The organism is Oerskovia flava (assembly GCF_026163685.1).
Classification (GTDB): domain Bacteria; phylum Actinomycetota; class Actinomycetes; order Actinomycetales; family Cellulomonadaceae; genus Oerskovia_A; species Oerskovia_A flava.
Genome location: NZ_JAOXSR010000003.1, coordinates 104,251 through 125,941, shown reverse-complemented (window position 1 = coordinate 125,941; position 21,691 = coordinate 104,251). Strand labels below are relative to the sequence as shown.

General features: G+C 72.8%; 18 protein-coding genes. 7 read left to right on the top strand and 11 right to left on the bottom strand.

Translation table 11 applies throughout. The features are described 5' to 3' along the window. Positions 1 to 57: 57 nt before the first annotated feature. The 9 genes from OHL10_RS07500 to OHL10_RS07460 all read right to left on the bottom strand — a co-directional run bounded on the left by OHL10_RS07500 (position 58) and on the right by OHL10_RS07460 (position 13,141). On the bottom strand, positions 58 to 4,068 hold the full coding sequence (locus tag OHL10_RS07500) for a ThuA domain-containing protein (protein WP_265521579.1): 4,011 nt from the start codon (positions 4,066 to 4,068) through the stop codon (positions 58 to 60). A gap of 78 nt (positions 4,069 to 4,146) precedes the next feature. Continuing rightward, complete coding sequence (locus OHL10_RS07495) at positions 4,147 to 5,280, bottom strand: multicopper oxidase domain-containing protein (protein ID WP_265521578.1); 1,134 nt, start codon at positions 5,278 to 5,280, stop codon at positions 4,147 to 4,149. A 455-nt stretch (positions 5,281 to 5,735) separates the two neighbouring features. Further along, positions 5,736 to 6,032, bottom strand: coding sequence for a nucleotidyltransferase family protein (locus OHL10_RS07490; RefSeq protein ID WP_265521577.1), 297 nt, complete (start codon positions 6,030 to 6,032; stop codon positions 5,736 to 5,738). 78 nt (positions 6,033 to 6,110) lie between these two features. After that, entirely contained in the window at positions 6,111 to 6,695 is a 585-nt protein-coding gene (locus tag OHL10_RS07485) for an MmcQ/YjbR family DNA-binding protein (RefSeq protein WP_265521576.1), read from the bottom strand. Then, on the bottom strand, positions 6,692 to 7,555 hold the full coding sequence (locus OHL10_RS07480; protein WP_265521575.1) for an alpha/beta fold hydrolase: 864 nt from the start codon (positions 7,553 to 7,555) through the stop codon (positions 6,692 to 6,694). Before OHL10_RS07480 ends, OHL10_RS07485 begins: the two co-directional genes overlap by 4 nt. Further along, complete coding sequence (locus OHL10_RS07475; RefSeq protein WP_265521574.1) at positions 7,552 to 9,222, bottom strand: hypothetical protein; 1,671 nt, start codon at positions 9,220 to 9,222, stop codon at positions 7,552 to 7,554. Before OHL10_RS07475 ends, OHL10_RS07480 begins: the two co-directional genes overlap by 4 nt. A gap of 68 nt (positions 9,223 to 9,290) precedes the next feature. Then, positions 9,291 to 9,893 carry a hypothetical protein gene (locus OHL10_RS07470; RefSeq protein WP_265521573.1) on the bottom strand — a complete coding sequence of 201 codons (603 nt, stop codon included), beginning with the start codon at positions 9,891 to 9,893 and terminating at the stop codon, positions 9,291 to 9,293. A 119-nt stretch (positions 9,894 to 10,012) separates the two neighbouring features. Next, positions 10,013 to 11,125 carry a hypothetical protein gene (locus OHL10_RS07465; protein WP_265521572.1) on the bottom strand — a complete coding sequence of 371 codons (1,113 nt, stop codon included), beginning with the start codon at positions 11,123 to 11,125 and terminating at the stop codon, positions 10,013 to 10,015. A 120-nt stretch (positions 11,126 to 11,245) separates the two neighbouring features. After that, the gene (locus tag OHL10_RS07460) at positions 11,246 to 13,141 is read right to left on the bottom strand and encodes an alkaline phosphatase (RefSeq protein ID WP_265521571.1); all 1,896 of its coding nucleotides are present in this window, start codon (positions 13,139 to 13,141) and stop codon (positions 11,246 to 11,248) included. A 249-nt stretch (positions 13,142 to 13,390) separates the two neighbouring features. Here OHL10_RS07460 and OHL10_RS07455 point away from each other — a divergent pair, with 249 nt between their 5' ends. Then, complete coding sequence (locus tag OHL10_RS07455; RefSeq protein ID WP_265521570.1) at positions 13,391 to 14,068, top strand: histidine phosphatase family protein; 678 nt, start codon at positions 13,391 to 13,393, stop codon at positions 14,066 to 14,068. Between the two features lie 48 nt (positions 14,069 to 14,116). Here OHL10_RS07455 and OHL10_RS07450 read toward each other — a convergent pair whose 3' ends face one another. Continuing rightward, positions 14,117 to 15,451 (bottom strand): hypothetical protein, encoded by a 1,335-nt coding sequence (locus tag OHL10_RS07450; protein WP_265521569.1) that lies wholly within the window; start codon positions 15,449 to 15,451, stop codon positions 14,117 to 14,119. A 116-nt stretch (positions 15,452 to 15,567) separates the two neighbouring features. Between OHL10_RS07450 and OHL10_RS07445 the strand changes: the two genes are divergently transcribed. Genes OHL10_RS07445 through OHL10_RS07435 form a run of 3 tightly spaced genes read left to right on the top strand, consistent with a single transcriptional unit; the run spans position 15,568 to position 17,305 of the window. After that, positions 15,568 to 15,753, top strand: a complete 186-nt coding sequence (locus OHL10_RS07445; RefSeq protein ID WP_265521568.1) for a hypothetical protein — start codon at positions 15,568 to 15,570, stop codon at positions 15,751 to 15,753. Positions 15,754 to 15,809: 56 nt separating this feature from the next. Continuing rightward, complete coding sequence (locus OHL10_RS07440; RefSeq protein WP_265521567.1) at positions 15,810 to 16,796, top strand: phosphotransferase enzyme family protein; 987 nt, start codon at positions 15,810 to 15,812, stop codon at positions 16,794 to 16,796. A gap of 5 nt (positions 16,797 to 16,801) precedes the next feature. Then, positions 16,802 to 17,305, top strand: a complete 504-nt coding sequence (locus OHL10_RS07435; protein ID WP_265521566.1) for an ASCH domain-containing protein — start codon at positions 16,802 to 16,804, stop codon at positions 17,303 to 17,305. Between the two features lie 19 nt (positions 17,306 to 17,324). Here OHL10_RS07435 and OHL10_RS07430 read toward each other — a convergent pair whose 3' ends face one another. Continuing rightward, a complete protein-coding gene (locus tag OHL10_RS07430; RefSeq protein WP_265521565.1) occupies positions 17,325 to 18,092 on the bottom strand; it encodes a DUF305 domain-containing protein in 768 nt (255 codons plus the stop codon). A gap of 145 nt (positions 18,093 to 18,237) precedes the next feature. Here OHL10_RS07430 and OHL10_RS07425 point away from each other — a divergent pair, with 145 nt between their 5' ends. From OHL10_RS07425 to OHL10_RS07415, 3 genes are all read left to right on the top strand, one after another. Next, complete coding sequence (locus OHL10_RS07425; protein ID WP_265521564.1) at positions 18,238 to 19,689, top strand: LVIVD repeat-containing protein; 1,452 nt, start codon at positions 18,238 to 18,240, stop codon at positions 19,687 to 19,689. Positions 19,690 to 19,853: 164 nt separating this feature from the next. Continuing rightward, positions 19,854 to 20,177, top strand: a complete 324-nt coding sequence (locus OHL10_RS07420) for a hypothetical protein (RefSeq protein WP_265521563.1) — start codon at positions 19,854 to 19,856, stop codon at positions 20,175 to 20,177. Between the two features lie 256 nt (positions 20,178 to 20,433). Beyond that, positions 20,434 to 21,567 (top strand): ScyD/ScyE family protein, encoded by a 1,134-nt coding sequence (locus tag OHL10_RS07415; protein WP_265521562.1) that lies wholly within the window; start codon positions 20,434 to 20,436, stop codon positions 21,565 to 21,567. The last annotated feature ends 124 nt before the right edge of the window (positions 21,568 to 21,691 follow it).

Sequence of the window (21,691 nt, the reverse complement as noted above, 5' to 3'; positions counted from 1 at the left end):
GGCCGTGCGCCGGGCGGGCGGGGCCGGCCGTGCCGACCCCGCCTGCCCGACCGGGTGCTACAGGTCGGCGATCCGGATGTCGCGGAACTCGATGAAGTCGTTCGCACCGTGGTTCTGCAACCCGATGAATCCGCGCTCGAACTGGCGCAGGTCCGTCGGCGGGTCGCCCGCGCGGGACGACTCCTGGCCGGGCGAGTTCTCGAACTCGTTGATGACCACGCCGTTGCGGATGATCGTGTACTGCTGACCGACCACCCGGATCTCGTACTCGTTCCACTCACCCTTCGGCGTCACCCCGGCCTCGGCGAGCGTCAGCGGGTCGAAGTTGTAGACCGAGCCCGTCTTCTGGGTCTCGCCCGTCGGGCCGTCGTAGATCTGGATCTCGTGACCGCACGAGATCGCGACCCACGCCGGCGACTGCCCCTCGGCGCACTCGGCGTCGCCGGGTGCCGTCGGGTCGGGGAACCGGGTGAACACGCCGCTGTTCGCGAACGTGCTGCCCTGCGAGACGTCGCGGAAGAGCATCTTCATGGAGAAGTCACCCAACTCCTCGGCCTCGTACCAGAGCATCCCGAGCCCACCCTCGGACCGCAGCGAGCCGTCCGGCCGGAGCTCGAACCGCCCGCCCGGCAGCTGGACCCAGTCGAACAACGACTCCTTCGTCCCGTCGAAGATCGTGCGGTACCCACCCGGGTCGACGCCGATCTGCGAGCGCGCCGCCGCGTTCACCAGGGCGTTGCGCTGCGCGCCCGTGATGCGGCTGTCGTCGAACAGGCTCTTGGCCACCGACCGCACGTGCCGCAGGAACTTCTGGTGGGTGTCCCACTCCTTCTCGTCCTGGAACAGGTCGGCGATGGTGCAGCCACCCAGGTCGAGGTTGGGAACCCCGGAGTCGAACTCGCCGAAGAACACCGTCTCGCGGTCGTCCGGCAGCGTGCACGTGGTGCTCGCGTCGGCGGTGACCGTGGCGGTGGTGCCGTCGGCGTAGGTGACCGTCAGCGTCGCCTCGTACTCTCCCACCCGCGGGTAGGTGTGCCGCGGGTTGGCCTTGGTCGACGTCGTCCCGTCCCCGAAGTCCCAGTGGTAGGCCACGCCGCCGGAGCGGGCGCCGGTGAAGGCCACCGTGAGCGGGTCGCCCTGGATGCTCGCCCCGGTCGCGGCCGGCGCCGGGGTGGGAGCCCCGCCGTCGTACGTGACCCGCAGGAGCTTCTGGTTCGGGTCGAGGCTGAAGAACCCGCCCGCGTAGTCGAGCAGGTACAGCGCGCCGTCCGGACCGAACGTCGCATCCATCCAGCTCTGCAGCAGCGTGTCACCGCGGCCGCCCGGGAGGATGTGGCGCAGGTCCTCCATAAAGGCCGGGGCGCCCTGCTCCTCCACGGTGTCCGGGTTCACCGTCACCGCGACGCGGTTGTTCGGGTTGGACTGGTCACCGAGGAACCACTTGCCCTCCCAGTAGGACGGCCACGCGACGTCGCTGCCCTCGTCGACCTGCGAGGCCCGGAACGTCGGCCCGGACATGACGGCCTGACCACCACCGCGCAGCCACGGGAGCGTGTACGTCGCCTCGTCGTCCACGTAGGAGGGGACGCCGTCGTCGCCGATCGGGAAGACCGGCCCGCCACCGCTCGGCGAGTACCAGATCATGTTGTCGCGCGCCGGCGGGATGTCGACCAGACCGGTGTTGCGCGGAGACTCGTTCTTCAGGTTGTCGCAGTCGTACCAGCCGGTGAGGACGCTCGCGTCCTCGTTGCTGCGGTCACGGTACGGCTGCCCGTTGCCCATGCAGTACGGCCAGCCCTGGTTGCCGGCGGACGTGATGATCGTCGCCGTCTCGTACTTCGCCGGGCCGAGCTCAGGGCTCGGCTGACCGGCGTCGGGTCCGACCCAGGCCGCCGTCAGCCAGTCCGTGTCCGGATCGATCTGCAGGCGCGAGATGTTGCGTACGCCCATGACGTAGATCTCGGGGAGCGTCTTGTCCCCCGGGTCGTCCGCCTCCGGGAAGAGGTTGCCGTCCGGGATCGAGTACGAGCCGTCCTCCTCAGGGTGGATCCGCAGGATCTTGCCGTTGAGGTTGTTCGTGTTGCCCGACGTGCGGCGCGCGTCCTGGAAGCTGATCCCCGCGTACTCCTGGGTCCAGTTGTTCCCGGAGTAGCCGTCCGACCCGCCCGAGGAGTTCGCGTCGCCCGAGCCGATGTACAGGTTGCCGTCGTCGTCGAAGGCCATGCCGCCACCCGCGTGGCAGCAGCTGTGGATCTGCGTCTCCCACTCGAGCAGGTCGACGCGGGTCTCCTGGTCGATGCTCGGGCCGGCCGGGTCGTAGGTGAACCGCGAGACGGTCCGCAGCCCGACGCGGCGCTCACGGTCGATCGACTCGTGCGGCATCCAGTAGACGTACAGGTGGTTGTTCTCGGCGAAGTCCGGGTCCGGCGCGATGCCGAGCAGCCCCTCCTCGTTCTTCACGAGCTCGCTGCCGCTGCCACGGTTGCCCATGACCTCGAGCGTCGTGAGGAGGCTCGCCTCGCCCGTCTCCGGGTCCCACTCGTGGATCGTGCCGCAGCCCAGCCCGACGTCGGGGTCGTCCCACGACGGGATCGGTCCGGTCGGGCACGCGCCACGGCTGACGTAGAAGACCGTGCCGTCGGGCGCCGTCGTCAGGCCGTGCGGCTCACCGATCTGGTCGAGCTCGCCCGCGGCGTTCGTCGAAGTGAGGCGCTCCGTGGTGTAGTTGGCCGCGATCGTGGCCTGGCAGTCGCCGCGCACGGCGCCCGTCGTCCACTGCAGCGCGCCGAGCACGTGCTGGCGGAACGTCTCGTCCGACCAGCTCTCCGCCGTGCCGCCCATCCCGGTGAAGAAGGACCGGCCGCCGTCGTAGTCACGGCACCAGGACACGGGGTGGAAGGGGGACGTCGTCGGTCCGGCGTCGGGGCCGGGCTCGAGCTGCGCGACCGTGTGGACCTGGCCGGCCGGGCTGTCGGCCCAGTCGAGCCACTTGTCGTCCCGCTCCCACGTGAGCGGGAGGTCCGCCGTCGCCGGGTGCTGGCGGTCGATCAGGTCGACGGTCCGGGTCTCGACCGGCAGCTCCGGTGCGGGCTGGTTCACGGACTCGTCGTCGAACAGCGAGATCTCGGCAAGCTGCGTGAGTCCGTCCCCCGCGTTCTGCGTGATGTCGAGGCGGAACCACCCGTAGGCGGTGTCGCTCTCGACCTCGAAGTCGCGGGGCTGGAAGCGCTGCGGGAAGTCCTCGTCGCTGCGCTCGTCGACGTCCTCCCAGGTCTCGCCGTCGCTGGAGCCCTGGAGCGTCCAGTTCTGCGGGTCGCGACCCGCGGAGTCGTTGGCCGAGATCAGCGTGTAGCGCGCGAGCTCGAGCGGCTCCTCGAGCCGCAGGGTGATGGTCGCGGTGCGCTCGAACGCGAGCCACTTGGTGCCGGGATCGCCGTCGATGAGCTTCGTCGCGATCTCGTTCGGCGGGTTCTCCGCAGTCGCGGTGACCTCGGCGACGTCCGCGGCGTCCGGCTGCGCGCCGGCGATCCGCGCACCGACGAGCCCCGTGAACCACTGGGACGCGTCCTGCGCACGAGCCACGTCGCGCACGCCGAGGAACCCGCCGCCGTCGTTCACGTAGGCCCGCAGCGCCGCCTCGCGCGCGGCGCTCAGCTCGATGCCCTCCGAGGAGAGCATGACGACGCCGCGGTAGTCACCGAGCGTCGCCTCGGAGAAGACGGCCGGGTCGGACGACGCCTCGACCTCGAACCCGTGCTCGGCGCCGATCTGGGCGAGGGCAGCCGTGGCCTCGACGACCGGGTCGTCCTGCTCGTCCGGGTCGCCGTGGAAGACGAGGACGCGCACGAGGGCGGCGCCCGGTACCGGTGCCGCCGGGACGGCCGCGGGGGCGGCCGCGGGGTTCGCGGCAGGCTGGGTGGCGGGGACTGCGCCCGGCTGGGCAGACGCCGGCAGCAGGGCCGTGCCGGCGACGAGCGCTGCGCTCGTCAGGCCGACGGCCAGGGTTCTGAGGGCTCCCGTCCGGGAGCGTCCTCTCGTGGACGGGGGAGGTACGTGTCTGGACAGCACTCTCTGGCTCCTTGTCATCGGTGCGGTGCATCGGTCATCGGTACGCCCGGGCGAGCCCGGGAACAGCGGGAGGTGCGGTCAGTGGCCGGAGTGGTCGGGCACGCCCGGGACCGGCGGGATCGGGTGCGCGCCGTGGTGCTGGAAGCGATCGATGGACTCCTGGGCGCCGGGCGGCATGCTGCCGTCGGCGTTGCGCACGAGGAAGATCCCGGCCATGCCGCCGTCGGCATGGAACTGGACGTGGCAGTGGTACATCCACGCGCCCGCCCCGACGCCGAGCCCCGCCACGACCTGGAAGCCGAACGAGTCGCCCGGGTTGAGGTCGCGGTTGTCCACGACCTGGCTCTGGTCGTCCCTGCCCGTGAGCAGCCCCGTCCGGTTGTTCGCCCACCGGTGCGCGTGCAGGTGGAAGGTGTGGAACGTGTTGCCGTGCCCGATGCAGATGAACTCGACCCGCTCGCCGAGGTTCGCCTCGAACATGGGCGTGTCCGGCGCCATCTTCTGGTTGACGAGCATGTCGTTGAAGACGACCGTGAACTGCTTCTGCGGGAGCACGTCCCCGATCCGCCGCACGACGAGCGCCCCGTAGAGACCCGCCGCGACGCCCGGCGTCCCGTGCTCGCCCCACGCGTGGTCGTGGTAGTGCCAGTAGCCCGCGCTGCCGGGCATCCAGATGCCGCGGTCGCGACGCATCGGGACCGTCTCCCACCTGTACACGCGCGTCTCGCCCGGCTCGTTGAACGAGTCGTTGAACGGGCTGCCGTCGGAGTTCACGTCGTAGTTCACGCCGTGCGGGTGGATCGACAGCCGCTGGTCGGTCGTGTTGACGAGCTCGATCTCGAGCGTCTCGCCCTCCCACATCTCGAGGACCGGGCCCGGCACCGTGGCCTCGCCGGGCGCGAGCCCGTAACCGACCGTGCGGGCGTCGATCCGCTCGGCGTACATGGTGATGCGTCGGACGCCGGCCACCGGCTCGGCCGACACCTGCACCCGCGCGGGCGGTGCGGTGGTCGCGAAGCTCTGGATCGCGGACGGCATCGACGCCCGGGTGGCGGCCGACGCCGGCGCCGCGGTGCCGCCCGAGCCGAGCACGAGAGCGACCGCCGGGCTGGCGGCGACCGCTCCGGCCCCGAAGAGGAGCGCGCGGCGGGAGAGCGGCTTGGTGGGGGTCGTGGGATCTGGAGTGACGACGTCGGTCATCGGCTCGTTCACAGGTCTCCTTCCGGACGCGGGCACGCCAAACAGGCGCAGGGCGCCTGGATGACTGTGCGTGACGTCGCGGTTCTGCAGGTCGTCGGGTCGAAGCACCCGCGGTGCGGGCGGCCGGGCGAGATCAGGGCATGGACGTGACACCCCGCGCTGCGGGGTGTGGTGCGGACACGGTGTGGAACACGGTGCGGGGTTCGGCACGCGCAGCAACGATGCGGCGGGTCGAGGTCCGGGGCCGTGCGGCCCAGCCGGAGCACGCGTCGATGCGTGCGCGCCGGCGGTCGGTCCGGGAGCCCGACTTCCCCTGAGCCAGAGTCCCGGTCCCCCGGTGGATTCCAGGGGCAACTGTTTACATCAGACCCCACAACGACAGCGGTGTCAACAGGTGCGCGAAAGTTCTGTCATTCACAAGCAAAAGTCGCATGTTGGTCGACGGACAGGCCCTGCGAGGCCTTCGGCTAGAGCGGGATCAGGACCAGGGCCGCTCTGACCGCAGGCCGCAAGGACCGCGCCGGGACGACGTCGACAGGACGCCCGAGGAGCTGCTCGAGCTCGACCTGGAGCGTGCCGAGCGCCATCAGCCCGACCCCGTCGTCGAGGTCCACCAGGAGATCCACGTCGGAGTCGGCGGTGTCCGTCCTCGTCGCTACCGAGCCGAACACCCGCACGTTGCGTGCGCCGTGCCGCGCTGCGACGTCGACCACCGCGTCGCGTCGGCTCAGCAGCTCGTCGAGGACGGACACGTGCTCGCTCACAGCCCCGCCCCGCCGTCGACCACGACTCTGCTCGCTGTCGACCACGACCTTGCTGTCGCGAAGCCGCTCAAAGTGTCATCAACCTCGTGCTCGGCGGGGGGCGGGGGCGCGGCGGGGGGCGGGGGCGCGGCGGGGGGCGGGGGCGCGGCGGGGGGCCGCGGCGCGGAGGAGGCGGACGGCCTTGGGGCCGACGCCGTGGAGAGCCAGGAGGGTCGCGTCGGGGACGGCCGCGACGTCCGCGAGAGTCCGGTAGCCCGCTCCTGCGAGGGCCTGGGTGGCGGGGCCGCCGATGGTGGCGGGGAGGTCGCCGACCGTGCCGGGGGCGGCGGAGTCGGTCGCCGCGACGGAGTCGACGAGGCGCTGCGGCGCGCGGGCGAACCAGGCCCGCCGCACCCAGTGGTTGAGTTGCTGGCCGTTGACGTCCGCGAGGGGCACCTGCGCCCCGAGCACGGTCTCGGCCCGGGTGAGGGGCGTGGCCGTCGGGTGCTCGGCGCGCACGGTCGCGGCGTCCTCGGCCGCGAGATGGAGCCGGACGACGCCGCCGGTCGTCGCGGCGGCGAACACCTTGCCCCGCACGACGAACGCGACGGCCCCCGCCCGCGGCTCCTCGGTGACCTCGGGCAGGGCGAGCGCCGCCTTGCGCAGCTGGGCGAGCGTCGTCATCCCGCGAGGACGTCCCGCAGCGTCGCGGCGAACGCGGCCGGGTCGTTGTCGGGCGAGAACTCGCTGACCATAAAGCCGCCGTGGTCGCCGGGGAAGACGACCGGGTCGACGCCGATCATCGTCGCGAGCGCGACCCCACCGCGCCACGCCATGCTGCCCTCGCCCGTGCTGCCGAGGGCGGGCACGAGCCGTACGGACGTGCTGCGCAGCGCGTCGGCGTCGGGCTCGTACGACGGCATGGTGGCGAGGTTCTTGCCGAGCAGGAGGTCGTCGCGCGAGCCGTCGTCCTCGGTGGGCAGCCCGAACATGGCCGGGTCCGGCGCGGGCTGGTCGAGGTAGTCGTCGGGCAGCGGCCCGGCGTACATGACGAGCTGGATGAACTTCGCCATCGCGGGCCCGTACCCCTCGCGCTGGTACGTCTCGACGATGTCGGCCTGCACGGCCGCCGCCATGTCGCGGTCCTCGAGCTGCGCGGTCAGCGGGGGCTCGTGCGCGACGAACGTGCGCAGGTCCTCGGGGTGCTGCTCGATCCACGACAGCCCGACGACGGCTCCGCCGCTCGAGCCGAACGCGTCGACCGGTCCGAGCCCGAGGGCGGTGACGATCCGGTGCAGGTCGTCCGCCTGCGCCGGCACGGTCACCTCGCCGTCGGGTGCGACCGTGCTGCGATCGCCGCCGCGCGGGTCGTACGTGATGACGGTGCGGTCGCCCAGGTGCTCGACGAGCTGGGCGAACCCGGAGGCTCCCATCGGGGAGCCGAACACGACCACGGGCGTCAGCGCGCTGGGCGCCGACGGTTCGTGGACGTCGTAGGTGAGGACGGCGCCTGGCGCCTCGAGGGTGTGTGTCGTCGTGGTCATGGCTGGTAGACGTCTCCCTGCTCGAGAACTGATCGGTCCGGACCGTCGGAAACTGATCGATGCGGGCCGCCCGTGCCGCGCGCGAGATCACGGGTCGCGTCGACGACGAGCGCCCGCACCACGTCGACGTGGGCGTAGGACGAGTGGTCGCACGCGACGACGACCCGGGACGCGTCGGTGGCGGCTGTCGCGGAGGCCACCGACACCACGCGGTCGTTGGGTCCGTCGAAGAACGCGGCGAACGCGCCGTCGCCGAACCCCCAGGAGTCACCGACGCCCTGCGGGTCGGCCTCCCCCGCGACGGCGGTCAGCGTCGGCGACGGCAGCGCCCGCAGGAGGCCGAGGAAGCTCGACTCCTCGTGCAGGTCGCGGATCCCCTCGGGCAGCTGGTGGCGCAGGTTCCCGAGGACGGCCTGCGTCGCGATGTCCACGACCGGTCCCCCGAGCCCCGCGAGCGCCGCGACGCCCGCCCCGAGGCCGCGGCGACCCTGCTCGGCGGCGGCGATGAGCGGGGTCCCGGCGAACGGCGCACCGAGCGTGATGATCCGCAGGTGCGGGCCGTCGTCGGGCAGCAGGGTCTGGGCGTGGCGGGCGAGGAGCCCGCCGCGGGAGTGCCCGACGACGAGGACCTCCCGTGCGCCGACCGCCCGCAGTCCGGTGGCCAGGTCATGCGCGCTGTGCGCGACCGGTCGCCACGTGTCGTGCTCGTACCGCACGACGGGCACGTCCAGCCCGGCAGCCCGCAGGGCCTCGTGGACGACGCCCGCCACGGGGACCGCGCACCCCATGACCCCGTGCGCGACGACGACCATCACCTCCGCGGTGTCGGCGGCGTGGAGCTCGGGGCAGGCCGCGACTACGTCGGGCGCGGAGTCCGTGTGCCGCGCGAGCCGGAAGCGGAACGACGGGTCGGTGGGCGATGTGAGCGTCCCGCGCGTCCACCGCCGCAGCAGCCGGCCCACGACGTACCCGGCGCGCGCCGTCCACGGCAGGCGCAGCCGCACCACCGGGTCCTCGGCCGTGACGGGCTCCTCGCCGTCGACGACGCGCGTCCCCTCCCCCAGGTACGCGCGCCACCGCGCGGCGACCTCGTCGGCGGCACGGTCGAGACCGGCTGCGCGATCGACCTCGTCGGTGAGGTCGAGGTCGTCGGACAGGTCGAGCGCGACCTCGGTCGTCCCGGGCGGCAGGACGGCGACGAACGCGTCCGGTGCGTACGCCGTCGTCGTGGCCCACGTGCCGTCGGTCGTGCGCCACGTCACCGTGGTCCACGACCCGGCGTCGACGTCCACCGCGAGACCGGGCCGCGGGTCGTCGGCCGCCTGCGCCGCGACCGGGCCGTCGCTCCAACCCGCGAGGCGCGCCGCCGCGCCGTCGGGCACGTCGGTGCTGCCGAGCGGGCTCCACGTCTCCGGCGTCTCGCCGAACACGGCGTTCGAGGCGGCGCCCTCGCGCGCGACGCGTTCGGTCAGGGCCTCGGCCGGGGGTTCGACGACGTCCGAGAACCCGACGAGGTCGCGCAGGATCGCCGCGGGCTGCGCGACGAACACCGAGCGCGGCAGCACACCGAGCACCCGCGCGCGCGGCTGGCGCGACTCCGCACCGAGCCACAGCAGCGGCACCGGGACACCCTCCGCACCGTCCACCGTCGCCGTGATCTGCACCATGCGCACCCCTCCGCGTCGAGCCGGCTCACCGCCGTCAGCCTAGTGGCGCACGTCCCGCGTGGAGGGGGTCACCGGACGCAGAGCTCGCGGGGGTAGTCCTCGGTGTCGTCGAACGTCTCGTCGTCCCCGCACAGGACGGCGACGATGCCCAGGTCGAGGTGCCGCCGTCCGCCGGGGCCGTGGAACACGACCCGGTGACCCGACACCACCAACGTGTCCTCGGTCTCCCGCACGACCCGGGCGATCAGCTGGGTCGGCACCGGGTCGCCCGACGCGCACCGCGTCGAAACCTGCGCACCGTCGACCGGCACGAGTCCGGTCGGCTCCTCGTACGCCGCACCGACGCCGTCCGCGGGTGGCGACCACGGGCGCAGGAAATAGTCGACCGTCCCCTCCCCACCGGCCACCTCCGGCTCGATCTGGAGGATCCGCGTCTCGTCGTCGAGCGAGCAGACCGTCTCGAGGCCTAACCACACGACATCCCCCGGCTCCTTGTCGTGGACGGCGACGCCGGAGCCGCCAGGACCCCAGACCTCGTTCCCGTCCCCGGCACGGAGTCCGTCGCTCGGCAGCAGCCCGCACCCGGCGACCACGGTCAGGGAGGTCAGCCCGGCCAGCAGGGCCCGTGGCCCCCGGCCCGCCCGTCGCGTCGTTCCGCGCGTCGTCCTCATCCGGTCCTCCTCGGCCCCCTCGCCGGCGGACACCGGCGCGAGGTCGATCCTCCCGAACACCGGCGCCGCCCACCAGACGCCACGCTGCTGGGTCACGGGTAGCCGGGCGGGACGCAGGGTCAGGCCGGCGCGGTCCGGCGTGCGGCCGCGACGGCGGCGTCGATGCGGGCCTGGGTGCGCGCTTCGCGGCGGCGGCGGATCTGCCGCACGGCGAGCACCGTGCCGACCGCGAGCGCCAGGAGCGCGATCTGCACCCACGGGAGCGCCCAGGCGGTGTAGGGCGCGACGGCGCGTTCGAGCGGGACGCTCACCTCGTCGTCGCCGACGACGAGGGGCACGGCGGTGATGTCGCCGCCGAGGCGTCCGAGGGGCCAGGCGTCGAGCACGACGGCGCCGCCCGCCTCCTGCGCGGGCAGGACCTCACGCTGCGGTGTGCCGTCGGCCGTGCGGGCCGCCCAGCCGAACGGGCCGGCGCTGGAGGCGGTGACCTCGCCGCCGAGGCGGACGTTGCCGGTGTTGGCGAGGGTGTAGTCGAGGCGCAGCTCGCCGGGGGCGAACGGGTTCCAGGACGGGGCGTAGGTGGCCTGCACGTCCTGCACGGCGAGGGCCGGGGTGAGGTCACCCGCGACGCGCAGGTGCAGCCGCGCGCCGACGCGGGTGTCGAGCTCGACCCCGCCGGCGTCGTCCCGCGCGGGGGACGCAACGATGCCGGCCGGGTGGTCGCCGGGGGTCGCGTCGTCCGGGGCGCGGACGGCGACGGGCAGCGTCACGGTGGCCTCGGGCTCGACCTCGACGCGCTGCGCCTCGCCCGGCGCGCCGAGCTCGCCGTCGGCGTCGCCGATGGAGATCCACGCGCCGGAGTCGACGGGGTCCGTCCCGGCGGGCAGGAGGTCGAACTGACCCTCGGCGGTGACGACGCCGTCGCTCGCGTAGACGTCGAAGGTCACGGCGTGCTCGCTGAAGTTGCGCAGGGCCACGTGGTCGGTGACCTCGGCACCGGGCTCGACGACGTGGCGCAGCGACACCCGGCCGTCGGGCCCGTCGGCGTCGGCGGGCTCGATCGCCCACGTCGTGCGGGCTGCGGGCTCGTCCTCGTCGGCGCTCGCCGACACCGTGGGCGCCGTGGGCGCTGTCGTCAGAGCGGACGCGGCGGGCGCGGCGGCGACGAGCAGGGCGCCGGCGAGGGCCAGAGCACGGACGGGACGGCGGACGGCGTGGTGCTGCGAGGTCATACGAGCTCCTGGGAGGTGGCTGGTCGCGCGGACGCGACGACCGGTCAGTGACACATCACTGACCGGCCGCCGCGCCCGTGCTGCCGCGGCGACCGGCGCCGTCGGCTGGTGGGATCGACGTCAGTCGACCGGGAAGAGCGAGACCGTCAGGGCGCCCTCGTACTCCCCGGCCTGCGTGTCGACCGGGACCTCGAGGGCCAGGTCGGCCGTGAGGTCGGTGGTGCCGAGACGACCGTCGGACGTCGCCGTGGCGAGCGCCGCGGGGGCTGCGAGGCCGGAGCCGCCGCCGAGCGACGTCGCGACCTTCTCGCCCGCGGAGACGCCGGGCTTGGCCGTGAGCACACCCGGCGTCCAGCCGAGGCGGTCGGCGTGCAGGACGCGCGGACCGGCCGTGAGGTCACCGGCCTGGCCGGAGACGGCCCAGCCGCCCTGACCCGCCTGGGCGTTCGAGCGGGAGTCGGAGACGGAGACCGTCGGCAGGGAACCGGTGAAGCGCAGGCGGTCGCCGACGTTCGCGCCGCCGGTCAGCTCGACCCCGTCGCCGAAGTCGGCGACGCTCATCGTGAGCGAGCCCTCGACCGTGCCGGCCTGCGGGACGGTCGCGCGCAGCGGGATGCCGCCCTCGACCGGGCCGTCCTCGTAGCCCCAGGTCTCGAACGACACGCGGGCGAGGTCGACGTTGTCGAGGTACGCGCCGCGCACGGGGTCCTCGCCCGTGGCGTAGGACTCCAGCAGCTCGGAGGTCGCGCCCTTGGCGAAGACCGGCACGAGCTGGTTCGTGTGGTTGCCCGAGAACCACTTCTGGTCGGGGAGCTGCCCCTTGGCCCCGGTGATGGGGGTCCAGGTGGGGTCGGAGGCCGACCCGTCGAGGTAGCCGGTCTCGTGGTCGGCCGTGACGATGACGAGCGTCTCGTCCCAGCTGCTCTCGGTCTCGACCCACTCGACGACCGACTCGACGCTGTCGTTGAAGTCGAGCGTCTCCTCGATGTTGCGGGTGGTCTCGTTGGCGTGACCGGTCCAGTCGATCGCGCCGCCCTCGACCATGAGGAACAGGCCCTCGTCGTTCTGCTCGAGGACGTTGAGCGCACCCTCGGTCAGGGTCGCCAGGCTCGGCACGTCGTTCTGCTCGACCTCGAACGGCAGGGTGCCGGCCGAGTCGCCCGGGCGTGCCTGCTGCAGCGTGGAGGCGACCTGCACCAGACCGAAGAGCCGGTCGGGGACGTCCTCGCCGGCGGCGAGCGCCTCGAAGTCCTCGGTCTCCTCGACGAACGTGAACGGCGTCTGCCCGTCGTTCAGGTCGTTCCACATGCTCTCGCTGAGGTAGTCGAACCGCGGGGTCTCGCGCGGCTGGTGACCGTCGTCGTACATCGGGTGGCCCGCGCCGACGATGACGTCCAGCGGGCCGGCGAGCATCTCCGCGGAGATGCCGTGCAGGTCGTTGCGGCTCCCGTTGTGCGCGCCCCACGCGGCGGGGGTGGCATGGCTGAACGGCACCGAGGACACGACACCGGTCGCCTTGCCGATCTCGGCGGCACGCTCGGCGACGTTCTTCACGGCGTTGCCGTCGACGTCGATCCCGAGCGCGCCGTTGTTCGTCTTCACGCCCGTGGCGATCGCGGTGCCGGCAGCGGCGGAGTCGGTGGCGCCCGAGGCGATCCAGTCGAAGTCGGCCCAGGCCTTGGTCGGGTCGTACTCGGCGCGCCCGTTCGCGGCGTGGGTCGACATGCCCACCTGGACCGGGAAGTGCTCGTAGACCTGCGAGGGCGTGCCCGGCAGGTGCTCGACGGTGCCGGCCTCGGGGTCGACGTGCACCTGGTGGTTGGACGTGCCGTGCTCGTAGAGGCTCGCGGCATCGACGTGGTTGTAGCCCATGCCGTCACCGATGAGGATGATGACGTTCTTGGGGCCCTCGTGCTCGTCGGCAGCAGCGGGGGCCACCGGGACGATCGCGACGGCCGTGGCGACGGCACCGATTCCGGCGACCTGCAGCCACTTCCGCGGGAGACGTGAAGTCATGTTCTCTTCCCCTGTTGTGGATTCGACGGGCATACGCCCACCGACCACCCGAGTGAAACCAGGACACATGACTCACCGGTGAACACTCAGGACCATCGGTGCGAAGAGCGACTGACGTCCGCGCACCGCCCGGCGACGGCACGCAGAGTTCACCGGACGGCTGCCGGGGCAGCCCCTGACCGTCGGCTGACCGTGGTCCGCCACGGCTAGCGTCCGGAGGACCGAACCAGACGAAAGGGCGCACCGACGATGACCCTCACACTGACGCTCGTCCGCCACGGGCAGACCCACTTCAACGCACGCCGGCATCTGCAGGGCTCGTGCAACTCTCCGCTGACCCGGACGGGACGTGCCGGCGTGCGGGTGACGGCCCAGCACCTCGCGCGGCACACGTTCGACACCGTCTATTCCTCGCCGCAGGGCCGTGCGGTGCAGACCGCCGTCGAGCTCCTGCGTCACCACCCCGACCAGCCGCTCACGGTCGACAAGGACCTGCGCGAGCTGTCGTTCGGCGTGTTCGAGCGCCGCCCGGAGCACGAGCTCGACGCCGTGCAGCCGTGGTCCGAGTTCGTCCCGGCGATGCTTGCCGGGACGCACCCCGGGCTCGACGGCGGGGAGTCCGGTGCCGAGTTCATGGGCCGGGTCCGCACCGTGTTCGCCCGGATCGTGGCGGCGCACGACGCGGCGGCCCACGACGGGTCGGCCGACCGGCACGTGCTCGTCGTCGGGCACGGGCTCACGCTCGGCGCCTACCTCGCGACGATCGACCCGACCGGGCTGGTCGCGCTGCCGAACGCATCGGTCTCGACCGTGGAGGTCGACGGCAGCGTCGCGCGCGTCGTCACCGCCGGTGTCGACCTCGCCGGGCACGGTGCCGTCGCCGCTCGTCCCGCACCGGCTCCCGCCGTCCTGGCCACGCACGGCTGAGCGACCGGACGGCGTGAGCCCCGCTGGGCTCGCGCCGTCCGGCGCGCGTCAGTCCCCGACGAACCGGCGGTGCCGCGTCCTCTCGCTCCGGAGCGAGAGGCCGCCGATCGCTGCGAGGATGCCGCCCACCCAGCACGCCGGCATGGCGTACCAGGGCCGGGCGGTCGCGCCGAGGAGCTCACCGTCCGTGACGACGAGTGCGAACCCGATCCCGAACAGCGCGAGGCCGACCAGCAGGAGCGCCACGTCGACGGCCCGACGCGCCGGTGAGCGGCGCGGCGCCCGAGCGGCGAGCACCGACCGCTCGGCGGGCGTGATCTCCCCGCCGAGTGCGACGCCCTCGACGCGCTCGGCGCCGTGCCGGAACCGTTCGGGGTCGCCCACCGCGTCGAGCAGCACGGCCGGGAGCCGGTACTGGTGCACGAGCTCGGCGAGCGGGTCTCCGTCCCACGTCGACGCGGCGAGGAGCGCCCTGGCACGGATCGGGTCGAGCGGCTCGCCGAACGCCGCGGCGAACGCCTCACCCGCCCCGTGGCCACCCGACGGGTCGTCCAGGTAGGACCAGGGGGAGTCCCAGTTCCCGTGGTGCGAGACCCCGCCCGGCGACGCCAGCGCCCAGGACGTCGTCCGACCCAGGCGGAACACGCTGAAGACCGCCTCGTCCTCGCGGAGCGCCTCACCCAGGTGCATCAGGAGCTGAGACTCGGCGACCGCCGCCTGGACGTGCGCGTCGGACCCGGGCACCGCCGTCGTCGTCGCCGTGACGACGACGCTCGTCCGGTCGTCCGGCACCCGCAGCCACGCCTGCGGCACACGACGCAGGGACGCGCGTACGAACTCCGGGTCGTTCCGCACGAGGTGCGCGGACGGCCCGAGGTCGTCCGCGTCGGTCACAGGCAGGACCGCGACCCGTCCGACGGCACCGAGGAGGTCGTCGACGTCCACCGCTCCCGCCAGCTCGTCCGCCGCCTGCGCGGCCGGCATCTGCAGACCGAGGAGGCGATCGATCGCCGCGAGGACGTCCGCCGGGTCGCCGCCGAGGCGCAGATCCGCATCGATGTCGTCATCTGCGGCGGTGTCCGCCCAGGTGACGACGGCGGAGCGCCCGGCCTGCTCCCGCGTGGCCAGCACCCCCGCGACGGCGTTCGGGACGTCGTCCGACCACATGTCGAGCAGCGCGACCCACGGCGTGGGCACAGCACGGTCCACGACCGCCAGGGCCTCGGTCAGCGTGGGGGCCTCGGGCCTCGTCGCCGGCTCGATCTCGACGTCGGCGAAGGTCCAGCCGCGCTCGTCGGTCGGTCCGACGCGGCCGTGCTCGACCCCGGCGGCGCGCAACCGGTCGACGAGCTGGTCGTGGGGCAGGTGGGTGGCAAGGTACACGGGAGCATCCTGCCTCATCGCACCGCCGCAACCCCACGCAGCGCGCGAGCGCCCGCGACCGTGCCTACTGTCGAAGACCGTCGAGATCCGACGGCACCGACCTCTGGAGGACCACCATGTGGGCATTTCTCGGACGACGCCTGCGCACGCTCGTCATCGTGCTCGTGCTCGTCCCGGTCGTCGGCCGGCTGGCACGCGCGTTGGCGAACCGCAACGAGGCGAAGCACGACGGACCGACCACCACCTCGCGTGCCCTGCGCTCCGTGGACGGCCTGACGGCGAAGGCCAAGCGCCTCGCCTGAGCGGCACCCGGAAAAACTGTCGGCGACGCCGCCGCGCGGCCCGTATTGTCCGGGTCATGAGTGCCGCACCGGAACCCGCCGACTCCTCGCCGACCGTCACCGACCTGGCCGAGGCGTTCGACCTGCACGATGTCGAGCCCACCTCCCTGACCCCGTGGGCGCGGGTATACCGGGCGAGGTCGACCGACGGCGTGCCGGTCGTCGTCAAGCGGACCGCGGCGAGGGCCGACCGCGCGCACGCCATGGCCCGCTGGACCCGGTCGCTCGCGGCCACGGGCGTGCCGGTGGTCGTCAGCATTGGCGACCCGCGGCAGGTCGGTGAGGACTGGTGGGTCGTCTACCCGTGGGCCGAGGGCGCGGCGTACGAGGGAACCGTCGAGCAGATCCGGGCGGCGGGTGACCTGCTCGGCCGTCTGCACGCGGCGGGCGGGTCGGGCGGCGGGGCCGAGACGGCGGGTCTGCGCTCGTACGAGTGGCCCACGACCGACGCCGACGACGTCGCCTCCGACCTGGCCACGCTCGACGTGGTGCTGGCCGACCACCCCGAGCTGGCCGCGTCCGTGCGGGCGCTCGGGCAGCGGTGGTGGGACCGCGCACTGCCCGCGCTCCGGGACGCGGACCTGCCGCGAACCGGCGTGAGCAGCGACTACAAGGCGAACAACCTCGTCTTCACGGCCACGGACGGCCCGGTGCTCGTCGACCCGGACAACGGCGGCGTCGAGCCGCGGCTGTTCGACCTCGCCATGGCGCTCGTCCTCTTCCACACCGAGTGCGCGGGCGCGCCCGGGCGACTGTTCACCGCCGACGAGTGGGCGACGTTCGCCGGTGCCTACCTGACCCACGTCGAGCTGACCGCCGCCGAGCGGGCGCTGTGGCCCGCCGCCGTCGACCACATGCTCTGGGAGGAGGGCACGTGGGTCCTCGAGGACTCCGACGACGCGGCATGGGCCGACGCCCGGCAGCGCGCCTACCTCCTCGACCTCGCCGCCGCGACGCCCGAACGCTACCCCCTGCCCGACCCCCAGTCCCGCTCCCGAGGTTGACCGCCGTGCCCCGCACCCCGCCCGCCCCGCTCGACACGACCGCCGCCGCCCGGTTCTGGGCCGACTACACCACGGCGCACCCCGAGGCCGTGCGCGCCGGGGACGAGTACGTCGTCGACCGCTTCGGGGACTCGGTCGAGCTGAGCGCCGCGCTGCTGCGCCTCGTCACGCACGGTCCCAAGCGTGCGACGGCGGAGCTCGTCGACGAGTTCGCCGCGCGGGGCGAGGCCCTGCCGCGGGTCGGGGCGCACTGGGTCGCGTGCGACGGCGCCGGCGCCCCCCGCGCGGTCCTGCGGACCATCGAGCTGCGGCTCGCGCGGTTCGCGGACGTCGACGAGGCCTTCGCCCACGACGAGGGCGAGGACGACCGGACGCTGGCGACCTGGCGGACCGAGCACCGCCGCTACTGGCAGCGGACGTGCGCCGCACGCGGCGCCACGTGGAGCGAGCAGGACGAGATCGTCCTCGAACGGTTCCGGGTCGTGTGGCCGCCCGCGCTCGCGGACTGAGCGCTCGCACCCCGTCGGGTCACAGCCCGTCGAGCATCTGCTGCATCCGGGCGATCTCGGCGTCCTGGCCGCTCGCGACGTCCGCCGCCATCTCGCCCGCGTAGAGGTCGGTGCCGTCGACCATCGCCGTCTGCGCCATCTCCACCGCGCCCTGGTGGTGGACGATCATCCCCTCGAGGAACAGCCGGTCGAACTCGGCGCCGGTCGCGCCCGCGAGCGCCTCCATCTGCGTGGCGCTGAGCATGCCGTGCGGGGTCGAGCCGTCGTGCTCGCCGGCATGGTCGCCCGCGTGGCCGCCGGTGCTGCCGGCCCCGCCGGGGTTGCGCGGGCCGGTGCCGTCGAGCTCGGCCGCCGCCACGGGAACGGCGAGGTCGCGGCCCTGCAGCCAGCCGACGAGCGCGTGGATCTCCGGTCCCTGCGCGGCGGTGATGCGCTCGGCGAGGCCGGCGACGTCGGCGTCCTGCGCACGGGTCGTGGCGAGGTCGGCCATCTCGAGGGCCTGCAGGTGGTGGTCGATCATGAGGGTCACGAACGCGACGTCGGCGTCGTTCCACTCGGACTGCGGGCCGTACTCCTCCGGGCTCAGCGTGCGGTTCTCCTCGCCCGGGCGACCCGGCTGGACGACCTCGCTGAGCGCCTCCGTCGTCGGCTCCTCCTCGTGGGTGGAGGCCGTGCACGCCGCGGCGATCGCCAGCACGCCGAGGAGCGCCGCACCAGCGCGGGCGAGGCGAGGGCGAGCGAGGCGACGAGGGGTGAGGCGACGGCGTCGGGCCGGGAGAAGATCCACGGTCAATGTTCCCTTCGTGTAAAAACTCACCAGAAAGTCCGTCTTCGTCTTGTGGCGCAGGTCACTCTGGAAGATCCTGGTCGGACCTTACCAAGGAGGTATTTCGCCCATGAGTCACATAACACGACGGCGTACGAGCCGTGTGGTGGCAGTCGGAGCCCTGACCGGTCTCGTCATGGCAGCATCCCTGGCCGCGACCGGACCGGTGCTCGCGCACGAACCCGGCGACGGCTCCCCCGACGCCGAACCCGCCACGACGAGCAGCCTGCTCGCCGACAGCATCGCCACCCTGGACGACTCCGACGCCGTCCTCGGAGTCGGCGAGGTCGCGTCCAGCAGCAACATGAAGCTCCTTGCCAACATCCCCAAGAACGGGGCCTTCGCCACCGAGGGCGCCTACAGCAGCGACCTCGCGTTCAAGGGTCACTACGCCTACGCCGGCAACTACGAGGGGTTCACGGTCTACGACGTCCGCAACCCCCGCAAGCCGAAGCAGGTCGCCCAGGTCGTGTGCCCCGGATCGCAGAACGACATCTCCGTCAGCGGGAACCTGCTCGTCCTGAGCACCGACTCCTCGCGCAGCACCGACACGTGCGACAACGTCGCGCAGTCCGCCACGATCAAGGACTCGTGGGAGGGCATCAAGGTCTTCGACATCTCCGACCCCAAGAAGCCGAGGTACGTGAGCTCGGTCGAGACCAAGTGCGGATCCCACACCCACACCCTCGCGCCCAGCAAGAACGGCAAGGACCTGTACGTGTACGTCTCGTCGTACAGCCCCAACGCGGCGTTCCCCGACTGCCAACCGCCGCACGACCTCATCAGCATCGTCAAGATCCCCGTGAAGAAGCCCGCCTCCGCGCGACTCGTCGCCGAGCCCGTGCTCTTCCCGGACGGCGGCAACCCCGCCGGCGGGTACTCCCGGGAGACGAGCGGCTGCCACGACATCACGGCCTACCCCGCCAAGGACCTCGCTGCCGGGGCGTGCATGGGCGACGGCATCCTTCTCGACATCAAGGACCGGGAGAAGCCGAAGGTCGTCGAGCAGGTCCGCGACACCGAGAACTTCGCGTTCTGGCACTCCGCGACGTTCAACAACGCCGGCACCAAGGTCGTGTTCACCGACGAGCTCGGCGGCGGTGGCGCACCCACCTGCAACGAGACCATCGGGGACGAGAAGGGCGCCAACGCGATCTACGACATCGTCGACGGCGACCTCGAGTTCGCGAGCTACTGGAAGCTGCCGCGCAGCCAGTCGAACACCGAGAACTGCGTCGCGCACAACGGCTCGCTCATCCCGGTCAAGGGCAAGGACATCATGGTCCAGGCCTGGTACCAGGGCGGCGTGTCGGTGTGGGACTTCACGGACTCGGCCAACCCGACCGAGATCGCCTGGTTCGACCGTGGCCCGCTCTCGGACGAACGCCTCATCCTTGGCGGGTCGTGGTCGGCGTACTACTACAACGGCTACATCTACTCGAACGACATCCAGATGGGCCTCGACGTCCTCGAGGTCAAGGACAAGCGCCTTGCGGGAGCGCAGGGCTACCGCTACGAGGAGTTCAACCCGCAGTCGCAGCCGATGTTCCGGCGCTGACCAAGCCTGACCTGACCCGACCTGACCTGACCTGACCTGACCAAGGCTGCACCCGACCGGCGGCCGGTCCCTCCACGGGGCCGGCCGCCGTCGTGCACGGGCCTGTGGACAATCCCGGTGCGGGGGACGAACCTTGCTAGGTTCGCGGTCGAACAGGGGGTGGCATGACGTCGATCATCGACACGCAGGCCCTGGCCGGCGCCGGGTCGCGGGCCGCGAGCGCGGCGCGCCTGCTCGACGGCGTGAGCGCGCCCCTCCCCGATCCGGCCGGAGCGGCCGGGGACCCGGCGCTCGCCGACGCCGTCGCGACGCTCTGGCGCACCTGGGCGCCCCTGCACCGCTCGCTCCAGACCGATCTCGAGCTGCTGGCCCACGCCCTGCACGGCGCCGCCGGGGTGCTCGACGACGGCGAGACGGCCGCCGTGCAGCACCTCACCGGGGTCCTCGTCCCGGCGTCCGCGCCCCGCACCCACGCCCGGCCGGTCTGAGAAGGGCGGCCCCACCACCTGGGATGACTCCGCCATGTCCTGGCGCACGCGCCACGTGCGGGTGCACACTCGGAAGTGCTGTGCTCACTGGCGACGCACAGAGTCCCGACCGGCCCACGCCGGCCCACGGCACCGCCCTTACGGCGCGCGCCACCTCGTCCGCACGGACGACACCCCGTCACCGCGCCCCGCCGCAGGCTCCGCACGCACGACGCCCAGCTCTGCCTCCACGCGGGCGCTGGATCCTGGAGCACCCATGAGACGCCTTCGCACCGTCGTCGCGGCCACCGCCGCCGCCACGCTGCTGTTCTCTGCAGTACCGGCCGCCGCGCACGGCGGCAAGCACGACCCCCGTCCACCGGTCACCACCGACATCGCGACCGGCCTCGTCACCCCGCTGAGCCTGGCAGTCGGACCACGCGGCACCACCTACGTCACCCAGAACTTCGCGGGGCTGCTGACCTCGGTCGACCGCGACGGCACACCCACGGTTCTCTACGCGTCACCGGACGGCGCCGAGGTGGGCGGGGTGTCGTACGCGCACCGCACGATCACCTTCACCGAGACCGTCTTCGCGGACGCCGGCTCGACCGCGACGGTCTCGACGCTGCGCACGAACCGGTCCGGCGAGCCGGTCGGCTCACCCCGCGTCCTCGCCGACATCCGTGCGTACGAGGAACGCCGCAACCCCGACGGGAAGATCACCTACGGGCTGCGCCGGACCGACCCGGCGTGCGTCGCCCAGGTTCCCGACGTGCCGGTCCCCGCCCTGTACACGGGCGTCGTCGACGCGCACCCCTATGCGACCACCACCTCGCGCGGGACGACGTACCTGGCCGACGCCGGCATGAACGCGATCCTGTCGATCAGCGACCGCGGGCGCGTCCGCACCGTCGCCGTGCTCCCCGCCCAGCCGGCGGTGGTCACCGCCGAGGCGGCGGCCGAGCTCGGGTGGCCGGACTGCGTCGTCGGCGAGAAGTACTGGTTCGAGTCCGTGCCGACCGACGTCGAGGTCGGCCCCCGCGGCACGCTCTACGTGTCGACCCTGCCGGGCGGCCCGGAGGACGAGAGCCTCGGGGCGCGCGGCGCCGTCTACACGGTCGACCCGCGCAACGGGAAGGTACGCCAGATCGCGTCCGGGTTCGTCGGTGCGACCAACCTCGCCGTGACCAGCAAGGGGACCGTCTACGTCGCCGAGATGTTCGGCGGGCGGGTCTCCGAGGTCAAGCGCGGCGGACCGCGGACCGTCGTGGAGGTACCGCTCCCGGGTGGCCTCGAGTGGGACGGCAAGCGCCTGCTCGCGACGACCAACGTGCTCCCCGGTGAGGGGCAGCCACCCGACGGGCACCTCGTGCGCATCGATCTGAAGCACCGCGGCCACGGCCGCTGACGACCTTCCTCTTCGCCGAACACGACGTTGGTGCCGTTCTCGCCATGAGAACGGCACCAAGGTCGTGTTCGGCGACCGTTCTTACGTCCGGGCAACTCGACCGAAACACCGCACTCCTACTGTC

Bases quoted from the DNA above. Each gene is read 5' to 3' on its own strand.
- OHL10_RS07485 (WP_265521576.1), bottom strand. From the start codon at position 6,695: ATGACGACGCTCGCCCAGCTGCGCAAGGCGGCGCTCGCCCTGCCCGAG.
- OHL10_RS07480 (WP_265521575.1), bottom strand. From the start codon at position 7,555: ATGACCACGACGACACACACCCTCGAGGCGCCAGGCGCCGTCCTCACC.
- OHL10_RS07475 (WP_265521574.1), bottom strand. From the start codon at position 9,222: ATGGTGCAGATCACGGCGACGGTGGACGGTGCGGAGGGTGTCCCGGTG.
- OHL10_RS07470 (WP_265521573.1), bottom strand. From the start codon at position 9,893: ATGAGGACGACGCGCGGAACGACGCGACGGGCGGGCCGGGGGCCACGG.
- OHL10_RS07465 (WP_265521572.1), bottom strand. From the start codon at position 11,125: ATGACCTCGCAGCACCACGCCGTCCGCCGTCCCGTCCGTGCTCTGGCC.
- OHL10_RS07460 (WP_265521571.1), bottom strand. From the start codon at position 13,141: ATGACTTCACGTCTCCCGCGGAAGTGGCTGCAGGTCGCCGGAATCGGT.
- OHL10_RS07455 (WP_265521570.1), top strand. From the start codon at position 13,391: ATGACCCTCACACTGACGCTCGTCCGCCACGGGCAGACCCACTTCAAC.
- OHL10_RS07445 (WP_265521568.1), top strand. From the start codon at position 15,568: ATGTGGGCATTTCTCGGACGACGCCTGCGCACGCTCGTCATCGTGCTC.
- OHL10_RS07440 (WP_265521567.1), top strand. From the start codon at position 15,810: ATGAGTGCCGCACCGGAACCCGCCGACTCCTCGCCGACCGTCACCGAC.
- OHL10_RS07420 (WP_265521563.1), top strand. From the start codon at position 19,854: ATGACGTCGATCATCGACACGCAGGCCCTGGCCGGCGCCGGGTCGCGG.
- OHL10_RS07415 (WP_265521562.1), top strand. From the start codon at position 20,434: ATGAGACGCCTTCGCACCGTCGTCGCGGCCACCGCCGCCGCCACGCTG.